Source organism: Robinsoniella sp. RHS (genome assembly GCF_001029355.1).
GTDB lineage: Bacteria > Bacillota > Clostridia > Lachnospirales > Lachnospiraceae > Robinsoniella > Robinsoniella peoriensis.
Window position 1 is genome coordinate 1 of sequence record NZ_JNGB01000051.1, and the last position, 12491, is coordinate 12491.

A 12491-nucleotide genomic window follows, 5' to 3' on the forward strand; every position below is an offset into this window, starting at 1 on the left:
AATGCAGGATCTCCATATACAGTTGCAGAAGAACTGAAGATAATGTTTTTCACATTATGGTCTCTCATTACTTCGCACAGGATAAAGGTACCTGTCATGTTGTTATGATAATATTCCAAAGGTTTTGCTACAGATTCTCCAACAGCTTTCAATCCTGCAAAATGAATTACGGAATCAATCGATTCCTTATCAAAAATTTCATTTAATTTTTCTCTGTCCAGGATGTCAGCTTTATAGAACGTTACTTTTTTACCTGAGATTTCTTCTACTCGCTGGATTGCTTTTTCGCTTGAATTGTAAAGATTGTCTACGACAACCACATCGTACCCTGCGCTTAATAACTCAATACATGTATGGCTGCCGATATAACCAGCCCCGCCAGTAACTAAAATTGCCATGATGTGCTCCTCCTCATTCTTTGCCAACTGAATTAGTTTCTTTTATAGTCTATACCCACTCTGTATATTTCGCAACATATTTTTGCATTAGAGCGTGCCTGAAAAATGCTTTCTGCAAGATGTGCGTCACAAAGCTGCTTTCATTAATATCCGTGATTGCACGTTATTTCCATAAAAACTCCGGATACAGTCCGGTCATCTTTAAATTCTTAATCGCATTTACTACATACTCTTTATCTTCTTTGTAAGTAACCCCATACCATTTATCCAAAGATTTTAAAACCTCTACTGTCGCTTTTCCTTCATCGATCAGGTCATTTACAACTGTAGGCAGAAAATACTCACATTTTAATGGATTCATTTTCAGATTCTCATCCAGAAACTTCGGAAATCTATCTTTTAATTCCTGAAGGATACTGCCTGAAAATCCCCACATATTCATAGACACTGTGCTTCCTTCCGGTATCTCTGTCCAGGTTGCACCCTCGTCTTCCGTATATTCAGCCTTACCATTTCTTTTTTCAATATGGGTTCTTTCATTTATTCCTGTCAAATAGTGATGATCATCGGTCACACAGACTCCTCTGGCAACATGCCCATTATCTGTCAGGGTATTTTCAAGGACATACCCAACCATCGTATAACGGTATTTTGCATCATCCTGGTGATTAGACAGGTAATCATAGATCATCTGATAGGCATGCCGTCCATAGTAATCATCTGCATTGATGACTGCAAATGGGCCATCTACCACACTACTGCAGCTAAGCACTGCATGACCTGTTCCAAATGGCTTCTGACGCCCCTCTGGTACCTCATAACCTTCCGGCAGGCTATTCATCTCCTGATATACATACTCCACTTCCAATTGTCTTTCCATCCGATTGCCAATTGCTGCCCGGAAATCTGCCTCATTTTCTTTTTTAATGATAAATACTACTTTTTGAAAACCGGCCCGAATGGCATCATAAATGGAAAAATCAATAATCATATGTCCCTGTTCATCTACTGGATCAATCTGCTTCAGTCCGCCATATCTGCTGCCCATTCCTGCTGCCATGATCACTAAAACTGGTTTGCTCATATTCTTCCTCCGTTTAGCTTAAATCATTCCTAGTACAGCATTGCGTAATTAATGGTGAATAAAGTGCCTGATATCTGCGTCAGATGTGCGTCCACGAAGGGACACGTAGTGGATCCTACGGCTAGCTTCGTGGGCGTGCTTCCGGCGTAGATAGCGAGAGTTTAATTCACTGTTAATTGCGCAATGATGGACTACTAAGTAAGTTTATCACAAAAGAAGAGATTTGGGCACCCCCTTTTCCTTATGTACCTTTAAAATCATAGATATTTTTCTACAATATCCGCCATTTCATTCCACTTGTCTTCCATATCTGCCACCAGTTTAAACTGAGTTCGGCATCTGTCTACATTATGCTTATCCCGATGAATCTTAAAATAAGTATCACCTTGCAGATAATCCGTCAGAAAACGCATACCGCATTCGAAAGTCATCAGCTTGGCACCTGTAGGAAGCATTTTAATCTCCATTTCCGTAAGGCTACCCGCACATCCTTCGATATAACCTTTTGTATATAATGCAAACAGATTCAGGTCACAGGAAATTTTTGATAAATCCTTTTCATCTTCCGCTCCGGTGCTGGCACCAAAACGAATGGAATCACCAAAATCATTCAGTGCTAATCCCGGCATTACGGTATCCAGGTCAATGACACATATACCCTTTCCAGTCTTGTCATCAATCATAATATTATTAAGCTTGGTGTCATTATGGGTAACCCGCAGCGGCAGTTCTCCTTTTTCCAGCATATCACACAGGATATGGGCATCCGCTTCCCTCTCCAGGACAAATTGAATTTCCGGCTGTACCTCTTTTGCCCTTTGGCAGATATCCTCTTCCACCGCTTTTTTAAACTTGTCAAAGCGATCGATTGTATTATGGAAATCTTTAATAGTTTCATGCAGGGTTTTTGCAGGATAATCCGATAGAAGCCTTTGAAAATTGCCAAATGCAACAGCACTCTGATAAAAATCATCTGGTTTTTCTACAGCATCATAGCTGGTTGCACCCTCGATGAATCCATAGCTGCGCCAATATTCACCGGAAGAATCCACATAATAATGTTCTCCTTTGAGCGTAGGAATCACATTTAGAGTCTCACGTTCCGGATCACCTCCCATCTGAATTATTTTTTTTCTCAGAAAGGATGTCACATGAACGATATTCTCCATTAATTCTACCGGGTTTTTGAAAATCTCACGGTTCATACGCTGTAGAATATATCTTATCATTTTGCCTCCATTATCAAATATAAGCAAAAATGTATCATTGATATGCCCGCTTCCATAAGCATTGCCGCTTTGATAAACTCCTTCATATTGAAAATTCTGAATCACTTCCTCTAACTTACTGCAAGTTTCTTGTTTTGCCATTACTGTTCCTCCCACAATTTTTCAGGATACAATCCCTGCTTCTTGAAATTCTCTACCGCATCCACAACTACCTGCTTATCTTCTTTATAGGTAACACCATACCATCTGTCAGAAGATTTCAGTACTTCTACCGTTGCCTTTTTTTCTTCCAGAAGCTCACCTACAACAGTTGGTAAGAAGTATTCACATTTCAGAGGATTGCTTTCTAAATTTTGTTTCAGGAATGCTGCAAACCGGTTTTGCAGTTCCTCTAAGATACTCTTAGAAAATCCCCACATATTCATGGACACCGTACTTCCTGCCGGAATCTTAGTCCAGGTTATTCCGTCATCTTCCGTATATGCTGCACCTTCGCTGCGTTTTTCAATACGGGTTCTTTCATGAATGCCTACCAGGAATCCCTGCTCATCAGTCTCACAGACACCTCTTGCAACATGTCCGTGATCTGTCAGCGTATTTTCCAGTACGTATCCCACCATAGTATAGCGGTATTGTTCATCATCCTCATGGGTACTTAAATAATTGTAAATGGTTTCAAAAGCATGTTGTCCATAATAATCATCTGCATTGATAACTGCAAATGGTCCGTCCACTTTTCCCAGACAGCTTAAAATTGCATGTCCTGTTCCCCAGGGTTTTACTCTCCCCTCCGGAACTTCAAATCCTTCCGGAATGTTATGTAAATCCTGGTAAACATAAGAAACATCCATTTGTTTGCTCATCCGGTCGCCGATGCATTCCTTAAAATCTGCCTCATCCTCTTTTTTAATAATAAATACTACTTTTTCAAATCCTGCTTTCACTGCATCAAAAATGGAAAAATCAATAATGATATGTCCCTGCTCATCTACAGGATCAATCTGTTTCAGGCCTCCATAACGGCTTCCCATTCCTGCTGCCATAATCACCAATACTGGTTTCATGTCCATACATCTCCTTTTATCTTTTATTTTTTATTCATCTAACTTTGTATTAACGTCATTATAGTATACCTTTTCTCAAAAATATTTGTACAATCTTTCAGCAATTTTGCACTATCGGATTTATTATTTGCATTTTGTCCAAAAATGCGATATTCTATAGCATACAAGGGGGTATTTTTTATGGAATATAAAAGCATAACACTTCATGAAGATTTTCGAATTGATCAGATTGTCACAGTTCATTATTTTGAATATACCAGTGACTTTAAATTTGATGGAGAATCCCATGATTTCTGGGAATTTTTATGTGTGGATAAAGGAGAGGTGTCGGTTATGTCTGACAGCCATAAGATCTCTTTAAAAAAGGGGGATATTATATTTCATAAGCCCAATGAATTTCACAATGTTACAGCAAATGGACTGACGGCACCCAATCTGGTCGTTATTTCTTTCATCTGTGATTCACCACGCATGAGTTTTTTTGAGAACAAAATCCTGACCATCGGAGAAGTCGAAAGAAATTTGCTGGCATCTATCATTATCGAGGCGATGCATACGTTTACTTCTCCTTTGGATGACCCTTATCTGGAAGAAATGGAATTAAACCCGGAGCATCCTTTTGGCAGCCAGCAGCTAATTAAGATTAATCTGGAACATATACTGATACAACTGTATCGAAGATACACCGCACTGCAAAGTCTGACTCCCATCACGAAATCTATTAAAGCAAAAAATGATGAAGAAATCTATAACCGTATCGTAAACTATCTGGTGGGCAATATGAAAAACCAATTAACCATAGAACAAATCTGCCGTGACAATCTGATCAGCCGGTCTCAGCTGCAAAAGCTTTTCCGTGAAAAGAATAACTGCGGCATTATAGATTATTTCTGTAAGATAAAAATAGATGCTGCCAAACAGCTGATCCGTAATAAAAATATGAATTTTACTCAGATTGCAGATACTCTTGGCTACACATCCATACACTATTTCAGCCGTCAATTCAAGAAAGTAACCGGGATGACTCCCAGTGAATACGCTTCCAGCATTAAAGTTTTTTCGGAGCGCCATGACGGAATGATGAAAACAAACAGCACAGCAGCACACAAGTCAAGCCCGGAATGAAATCATCCCGGGCTTATTTTAAACAGATACTTTCTCTATCATGACATTCGAAGTTTCTATTATCTTCTCTTTAAGAAATCAGGAATCTGAATGTTTTTCTCAGCTACGTTACTTTCAGGTGTTCTCAATTTCCCTACAGAAGAACTTGGAGTTGAAGTTCTTGTATTCTGAGGTACTGTGTTTCTGCTCGGTGCTGCAGATTTCTGGAAACCAAATCCTGTATTCTGCTTTTCTTTTCCAGCAAAAGAACTGCTGTACTCCGGCACGATCTTCTTATTCACAGATGGCTGTGAACCAGCATGCTCGTCCAATCCGGTTGCAATAACCGTAATACTTGCTTCATCTGCATAAGTATCATCATACATCGCACCAAAGATAATATTAGCATCATCTCCGGTAAGTTCCTGTACATAACTTGCTGCATCATTGGCATCCATCAGAGAGATATCACCGGAAATATTAATGATAACATGAGATGCGCCTTCAATCGTAGTCTCCAGAAGAGGACTGGATACTGCCTGCTTCACAGCCTCTAACGCTTTATCATCGCCCTTAGCCTGTCCGATACCGATATGGGCAATACCCTTATCTGTCATCACTGTCTGAACATCTGCAAAGTCCAGATTGATCAGTGCAGGTAAGTTAATCAGGTCTGTAATACCCTGAACTGCCTGCTGCAGAACCTCATCCGCTTTTTTCAAAGCTTCCGGCATGGTAGTTCTTCTGTCTACAATCTCTAATAATTTGTCATTTGGAATTACAATTAAAGTATCAACGTTGTCCTTTAATTTTTCAATACCTGTCAGGGCATTATTCATACGTGTTTTTGCTTCAAAACGGAAAGGTTTTGTTACAACACCTACGGTAAGAATTCCCATTTCTTTTGCCAGGCCTGCCACAACCGGAGCTGCACCTGTTCCTGTTCCGCCACCCATACCACAGGTAACGAATACCATATCTGAACCCTGCATAGCCTGTTTTAATTCTTCTGCACTTTCCTCAGCAGCCTGCTGCCCAACCTGAGGCTGTGCTCCTGCGCCGAGTCCTTTTGTTAATTTCTCACCAATCTGAATTGTAGTAGGCGCTTTGCATAACTGCAATGCCTGCTTATCAGTATTCACACCGATAAATTCTACTCCTCCAATTGTATCGTCCACCATTCTATTTACAGCATTATTGCCTGCACCGCCCACTCCAATTACAATAATCTTCGCAGCGGATTCAGCTTCGTTTGTCATAATCTCTAACAAGGGTATTTCCTCCTTCTCGTATCTGTACATTCTAAAATTCATTTACAGTTTTGGACAATATCATCCCAGTATCCAAACTGCATTTATTATATAATATAGTTTTTTCTCAAATTAATCAAGTAGATTTTTAAATTTCATTGTTTTTTTAAGCATTCTTCATAAAATCCTAACATATATAAAAGAATATGCATTACGGATTCGATTTCATACTCCGGTAATCGACAAAAACAGCGTTTTTCAGTCAATACCGGTTCTTAAGAATTCTTTGCATACCGGGGCAGTCAGTTTTGCGGCCTAATTCAGGATATAGGCACCGGTATACGGATCAATATATCCATAACCATCTGTAATAACCTGTCCATCATCACCCAAATACTGCTGCGTCATATCATTTGTTACGTTTCCTGCATCATCGGTATAAACTTCATTTCCGGCCGCATCCTTGGATACTCTTCCCGATTCCTCTTTATAGTTAGGTCCTGCGCTCTTGCCGCTTTCACTTTCTGACTCGCTCTCGGATTCTCCTTCTTCCTTACCTGCACTGTCTTTCTTGCCATTTCCCTTCTTAAAAATAGCCGTACTGGAATCTGCAGTAAAATTTTCCATATCCAAAGTGCCATCCATAGTAGACATTTTCGGATAGATCGCCTTCAGATTAGAGATCTTTTCTTCCAGGTTTTTATTCTGTCCCAAAAGTACCGTGTTTTTTGCAAAATACAATGACATGGCATTTTCTTCATCAAAGTGGATTTCATCCGGCATAATTGCATTCTTATTCAGAAGCTGTGCCAGAGTCACCACTGACTTAAACAGGTCTTTATCTTCAATCGGCAGTTTTCCCAGTACTTCCACTTTACCAAGATTCACCCCGGAAATCATGGGAACTCCCTCTCTCACTTCCTGAGAGTTCTCCATGACAACCCCGTCCTTATCAAAGTATACATTTGATCCAGCAGTTTGGATATACCCGACGATGGTTTTTTCATAAACATGAATACGAACCTTATATGGAGCCAGCATCTCTATTTCCACCGTACTTAAAAAGGGAAGTTCTTCCTGGATATTCGCGTGGCTGTATTTCCACGTCAGATAAATTGAATTCTGCGCCATAGAATCTGACATTACCATTTTCTTTATCTCGTCTGCCGTATAATAATCATTCCCCACAACTTCTACCTCTTGAATGCGGAATAATCCAAATACTACAATTGCACTTATTAATAGAAGTGCGAGAATTGATAAGGCAGCTATTTTTCCAATTTTTTTCCTTCTCTTCTTCTTTCTTTTGTAGCCCTGCTCCATACTAATCACCTGTATCCTCTCATTTTAAAACAATTTGTGACTACCTGACTGCATTCCCCATTCTCCGAGTCAGATAATTACTCTGTTATTTCTATAGGAGAGATCCTGGCTCCCAATGCCTTCAGATCTTCACAGATATCTACATATCCCCTATCAATAAAATGTTTATTACTTATTCTCGTAACTCCCTCGGCCATCAGACCGGCTATAGTAAGTGCAGCACCTCCCCGAAGTTCTGACGCTTTTACATCACAGCCTGTCAGCCTATCTACGCCTTCGATATGTGCTTCCATTGAGTTGGTAAGCACCCTGGCCCCCATCCGGTTCAGTTCTTCAGCCACATGGAATCTGGCTTCGAATACTGTTTCCCGTATGCAGCTTTTCCCCTTTGCCATACAAAGTACTGCCATAAGCTGAGACTGCAGATCTGTAGGAAAACCCGGGTATGGGTTGGTCTCAATAAACGGGACCGGAGCTCCAGCCCTTCTTGCATCTACTCTCAGACAATTACGGTTCCATCTGAGGGAAGCTCCCATTTTACCTGATAGATACAATATATTTTTTATCTGATCCACAGGCGCGTTCCACAATGTGACACATCCCCGGCTGCCCAGAGCTGCCAATACATATGTCCCGGCTACAATTCTGTCCGGTCCCATAGTATATTCTGAATCATGCAGCCTGTCAACACCACGGATACAGATACAGTCACTTCCCATCCCTGTTATTCTGGCCCCTTTTTTATTTAAAAATACAGCCAATTCTACAATTTCCGGTTCTCTTGCCGCACCTGTCAGAACTGTCGTTCCGTCCGCTAGCACGGCACCCAGAATAATATTTTCCGTGGCACCCACGCTCGGGAAACGCAAATGAATTCTGGCACCGCAAAGACCCTTTGTCTGTGCCAGAAGCAAACCTTCCTGCTCCTCTATGCAAACACCCATCTGCCTGAAGGCTTCCAAATGAAGATCAATTGGCCTTGCTCCGATTGTACATCCACCCGGATAAGGTACATGTGCTTCTCTATGCCTGCCCAGAAGGCTACCTAATAAAATAATAGATGAACGCAGCTTGCCTGCATGATCTGCCGGCACTTCACAGCAGTCCAGGCAGGATGCATCAATTACAAGTGTATCATCCTTCCAGCAGACGCGGCATCCCAATTGTTTTAGTATCTCTACCATATACATAACATCCAAGATTTTCGGACAATTATGCAGAACCGTGATTCCATCATGCAGAAGTGTTCCTGCTATAATAGGAAGTATGGCATTTTTCGAGCCTTGTATCGCGATTTCCCCGTGCAACGGATGACCACCCAGAACTTTTATACCATCCAAGTAAGATTCCTCCGATAACTTCTAATGACCGCTATAAGGCGGCCATTAAACCCATATATCTCATTATATGCACGGAATCTATTTTTGCCACCGGCTGACACTAAGCGCCAGCCCCATTTCCGACAGCAGGAATAGTACGGAAGTTCCTCCATAACTGATAAACGGAAGGGTGATACCGGTATTGGGAATTGTATTTGTTACAACCGCAATGTTCAGCATAACCTGAATGGCAATATGTCCCATAACGCCCACCGCAATCAAAGATCCGAATAAATCCTTGGCATGAGTCGCAATCACCATAAAACGCCAGATCATGACAATAAATATAATAATCAGAATAATGGCACCTGTCAGCCCCAATTCTTCGCAGATAATAGAAAAGATCATGTCATTTTGTGCTTCCGGAACGAATCCCAGTTTCTGAATGCTCTCCCCTAATCCTCTTCCGAACAAACCTCCTGAACCAATCGCGTAAAGCCCCTGGATCGTCTGAAAACCTTTTTCAAAATTCTCCGGATTCTTCCAGATTGCAAGACGTTCCAGGCGATAGGATTCCATACTCAGAAAAATGCTGATAAATCCAATCCCAACGGCACCTATCCAGATAAACTGCAGATATTTTGGATTTGATACAAAAATCAGAATAACCGCAATACCAAGGATAATAATAGCTGTACTTAAGTTATTCGTTCCAACCAGACCTACAATCGGGAGTACCAGACCAATAACCATAGATATCAGGAATACATTTCCCCGCTTTTTTTTCTGGCTGCTGACCATATATGCCAGAAATAATATGACCGCCAGCTTTGCAAACTCAGATGGCTGGAAAGACAGCGGTCCAAGAGACAGCCATCTCTTTGAACCATTATAAGAATCCCCAAAGATCAGTACTGCCCCGGATAATGCCAGGGATAGCAGATAAGCATAGAATGCAAACTTCCCGAAAATATGGTAATCCATTCTGGAAACGATCAGCATCGCCACAATGCCCAGGATTGTTGCAAATAATTGTTTTTTAAAATAATAGCCGGGATCAGCAAACTTAACCTGGCCATTATATGCGCTTGTACTATAGAGTGTTATTAAACCAAAGCAAATTAAGAAAAGCACGATTATCAGTAGTGTGTAGTCCTGTCTTTTCACACCTTGATTCAAACCATCACTCCTTTTTTAATTAATGAAGATGTCTTACATGCTCTTTAAAAACCCGTCCCCGCTCTTCATAATTGGGAAACATACCCCAGCTTGCACATGCCGGTGAAAGTAATACGGCATCGCCCGGATTGGCTTTTTTAGCACAGATATCAATAGCTTCTTCCAGTGAATCTGCCAGAATAATGTCATTGAAACCACATCGTTTTGCTGCATCTGCAATCTTCTCCCTAGTCTGCCCGATTAATACCAGGTAACGGACTTTTCCATCAAAAGAATGTATCCACTCATCATAGGAAGAATTTTTATCATAGCCCCCCCCAATGAGTAATGTGGGGCGGTCCATAGCCTGAATTCCTTTCATTGCGGCATCCGGATTCGTACCTTTTGAATCATTATAATATGCCACACCGCGAACCTTAGTCACATACTCTATTCTATGTTCCACAGCCGTAAATCTTGTTATTACATAATGAATTTCTTCAAACGGCACTCCAAAAGCTATCGCCATTGCCACAGCTGCCATAACATTTTCATGATTATGCCTTCCGGGAAGTTTTAACTCGCTGATCTGGCATACCGTGATTTTATTTGTACCATCATTGTATTCAATCGCTCCATCATTTATGTAAATACCCTTATCTAGTGTACGCAGGCTGCTGAAAAATAATACCTTGCATTTTAGCGAACTGCCAAATTCTCTTAACAGCTCATCTTCATAATTCAGGACACAGGTATCTTCTTCTCCCTGATTTAAGGTAATACTCTCTTTTACCCGGATGTATTCCTCCATGGTATGATGCCGGTCCAGATGATCCGGTGTTATATTTAAAACAGCGCTCACCTTTGGCCGGAAAGAATGTATGGTTTCCAGCTGAAAGCTGCTGATTTCCGCTACTGTTACCGCATCGGGAGTCATTTCCAGCGCAACCTGGGTATAGGGATTCCCTATATTTCCAACTACATACACTTCCTTAGCATGATACTTCATGATCTCTCCAAGCAGGCTGGTTGTAGTAGTCTTTCCATTGGTTCCCGTAATTGCAAGCACACTTCCTTTGCTGTTAACATAGGCAAGTTCTACTTCACCCCAGACTGGAATCCCGTTTTCCCTCATTTTGTTCACAAGAGGAAGATCCGTAGGTACACCCGGACTTAAAACCGCCAGATCAAGGCTTGCCATAATATCTTCCGGCAGGTCTCCGATTATAATATCCGCATTGCTGCCCATTGGCAGTCTTTCACTTATTTCTGCTTTTGTAAGTTTTGTATTTCCATCATACAGGACTGGTTTCGCTTGTACTTTTTCCAATAATTCTACCGCACCTATACCGCTGATTCCGGTACCAAATACAAGAACTTTCTTGTCCTTTAATTCCATTGTAATCCTCCTAACCGGTCATTTGATTTCTCAAACCGTATGTTCTTATCTCTATCATTAATCTGCTTTTCATCTGTCTCTGTCCCCGGGTCAGTAATAAACCAGGGAATCCATATCTGCCAGCTGATTCACTTTAGGAAAGTATCAGAAGCCCTACCAGACATAATAACGCTGTAACAACGGTAAATACAGCTACCACCTGGGTTTCCGACCATCCGCATAACTCAAAATGGTGATGAATCGGAGCCATTTTGAAAAATCTCTTGCCGCCGGTCTTCTTAAAATAAGTAATCTGGATCATAACTGAGATTACCTCTACCAGGTAAACCAATCCTACAATGATAATAATCCATGGCATCCTAAGGGCATAGGCACAGCCTGCCACAAAACCTCCCAGAGCTAACGATCCGGTATCTCCCATAAATACCTTAGCCGGATGTGCATTAAACAATAAAAATCCCAGCAGCGCCCCTACAACGGCTGCTGTGATAGGTTGTATTCCGCCTTTATAAGCAATGGACACTACTGTAAAAAATACAGCGACCATCGTAGTAACTCCGGTAGCCAGACCATCCAGACCATCTGTAAAATTAACACCGTTTACCGTTCCAATTACCGCAATATACACAAGGGGTATTGTAATCAGCTTAAAATCAATATAAGTTCCTTTGTCAAAAGGATTCATAATCGTAAGGCCGGATGAATCTACAATAAGAATATATGCCAGGAAAATGGTTGTAATTACAATCTGCCCCAGCATCTTCTGCCATGGAAGTAATCCGTCTGACCGTCTTAATACGACTTTCAGGTAATCATCTAAAAATCCGATAATACCAAATCCAAGAGTCAAAAATAAGACCGGTATGATCTGCGGATAATCCTTCACAAAAAACAAAGAAGTTGCCAGTATGCTGATTAAAATAATCAACCCTCCCATAGTAGGAGTTCCCGCCTTTTTCAAATGAGACTGGACGCCGTCTGTTCTCTCCGTCTGTCCCACTTTCAGCTTCCGTAAAAATGGAATTACAAAAGGACTAAGTGCTACACTGATGGCAAACGCCACTAGTAATGGAATAATAACTTCAGTACCAATAATCATAATACACCTCTTTAATTCTTTCGCTATTTGTAGACATACTATAGATTAGTATAAACTTTTTTTG

11 protein-coding genes and 1 pseudogene are annotated in these 12491 nt (G+C 41.0%); 1 reads left to right on the forward strand and 11 read right to left on the reverse strand.

The features are described 5' to 3' along the window. The 5 genes and pseudogenes from RHS_RS18670 to RHS_RS18685 form a co-directional block, all read right to left on the reverse strand. Positions 1 to 398, reverse strand: a 398-nt coding sequence (locus RHS_RS18670; protein WP_047834036.1) for an SDR family NAD(P)-dependent oxidoreductase, incomplete at its 3' end; no start/stop codon positions are given. Between the two features lie 32 nt (positions 399 to 430). Further along, positions 431 to 526 (reverse strand): annotated as a pseudogene (locus tag RHS_RS31350) (hypothetical protein); the annotation flags it as partial. A 35-nt stretch (positions 527 to 561) separates the two neighbouring features. After that, entirely contained in the window at positions 562 to 1482 is a 921-nt protein-coding gene (locus RHS_RS18675; protein ID WP_044293109.1) for a sugar phosphate nucleotidyltransferase, read from the reverse strand. A gap of 257 nt (positions 1483 to 1739) precedes the next feature. Beyond that, positions 1740 to 2852 carry a phosphotransferase enzyme family protein gene (locus RHS_RS18680; protein ID WP_044293110.1) on the reverse strand — a complete coding sequence of 371 codons (1113 nt, stop codon included), beginning with the start codon at positions 2850 to 2852 and terminating at the stop codon, positions 1740 to 1742. Further along, the gene (locus RHS_RS18685; RefSeq protein WP_027293531.1) at positions 2852 to 3781 is read right to left on the reverse strand and encodes a sugar phosphate nucleotidyltransferase; all 930 of its coding nucleotides are present in this window, start codon (positions 3779 to 3781) and stop codon (positions 2852 to 2854) included. The genes RHS_RS18680 and RHS_RS18685 overlap by 1 nt, the downstream gene beginning before the upstream one ends. A gap of 174 nt (positions 3782 to 3955) precedes the next feature. On the opposite strand from RHS_RS18685, the gene RHS_RS18690 reads away from it, so the two are divergent. After that, the gene (locus RHS_RS18690; protein ID WP_044289288.1) at positions 3956 to 4900 is read left to right on the forward strand and encodes an AraC family transcriptional regulator; all 945 of its coding nucleotides are present in this window, start codon (positions 3956 to 3958) and stop codon (positions 4898 to 4900) included. A gap of 59 nt (positions 4901 to 4959) precedes the next feature. On the opposite strand, the gene ftsZ is transcribed toward RHS_RS18690, so the two are convergent. The 6 genes from ftsZ to mraY form a co-directional block, all read right to left on the reverse strand. After that, entirely contained in the window at positions 4960 to 6138 is a 1179-nt protein-coding gene (ftsZ, locus tag RHS_RS18695; protein ID WP_027293530.1) for a cell division protein FtsZ, read from the reverse strand. A 306-nt stretch (positions 6139 to 6444) separates the two neighbouring features. Further along, on the reverse strand, positions 6445 to 7452 hold the full coding sequence (locus tag RHS_RS18700) for a cell division protein FtsQ/DivIB (RefSeq protein WP_052377754.1): 1008 nt from the start codon (positions 7450 to 7452) through the stop codon (positions 6445 to 6447). A gap of 77 nt (positions 7453 to 7529) precedes the next feature. After that, positions 7530 to 8792 (reverse strand): UDP-N-acetylglucosamine 1-carboxyvinyltransferase, encoded by a 1263-nt coding sequence (gene murA / locus RHS_RS18705; RefSeq protein WP_027293529.1) that lies wholly within the window; start codon positions 8790 to 8792, stop codon positions 7530 to 7532. Between the two features lie 78 nt (positions 8793 to 8870). Beyond that, positions 8871 to 9950 carry an FtsW/RodA/SpoVE family cell cycle protein gene (locus tag RHS_RS18710; RefSeq protein WP_027293528.1) on the reverse strand — a complete coding sequence of 360 codons (1080 nt, stop codon included), beginning with the start codon at positions 9948 to 9950 and terminating at the stop codon, positions 8871 to 8873. A gap of 19 nt (positions 9951 to 9969) precedes the next feature. Beyond that, positions 9970 to 11328: a UDP-N-acetylmuramoyl-L-alanine--D-glutamate ligase gene (gene murD / locus RHS_RS18715; protein ID WP_044293112.1), complete on the reverse strand. Its 1359-nt coding sequence runs from the start codon at positions 11326 to 11328 to the stop codon at positions 9970 to 9972. 133 nt (positions 11329 to 11461) lie between these two features. Beyond that, complete coding sequence (gene mraY, locus RHS_RS18720; RefSeq protein WP_044289287.1) at positions 11462 to 12427, reverse strand: phospho-N-acetylmuramoyl-pentapeptide-transferase; 966 nt, start codon at positions 12425 to 12427, stop codon at positions 11462 to 11464. Between the last annotated feature and the right edge of the window lie 64 nt (positions 12428 to 12491).

Coding starts and splice junctions, on each gene's coding strand:
- RHS_RS18675 (WP_044293109.1), bottom strand. CDS start 1,482: ATGAGCAAACCAGTTTTAGTGATCATGGCAGCAGGAATGGGCAGCAGA.
- RHS_RS18680 (WP_044293110.1), bottom strand. CDS start 2,852: ATGGCAAAACAAGAAACTTGCAGTAAGTTAGAGGAAGTGATTCAGAAT.
- RHS_RS18685 (WP_027293531.1), bottom strand. CDS start 3,781: ATGGACATGAAACCAGTATTGGTGATTATGGCAGCAGGAATGGGAAGC.
- RHS_RS18690 (WP_044289288.1), top strand. CDS start 3,956: ATGGAATATAAAAGCATAACACTTCATGAAGATTTTCGAATTGATCAG.
- ftsZ (WP_027293530.1), bottom strand. CDS start 6,138: ATGACAAACGAAGCTGAATCCGCTGCGAAGATTATTGTAATTGGAGTG.
- RHS_RS18700 (WP_052377754.1), bottom strand. CDS start 7,452: ATGGAGCAGGGCTACAAAAGAAAGAAGAAGAGAAGGAAAAAAATTGGA.
- murD (WP_044293112.1), bottom strand. CDS start 11,328: ATGGAATTAAAGGACAAGAAAGTTCTTGTATTTGGTACCGGAATCAGC.
- mraY (WP_044289287.1), bottom strand. CDS start 12,427: ATGATTATTGGTACTGAAGTTATTATTCCATTACTAGTGGCGTTTGCC.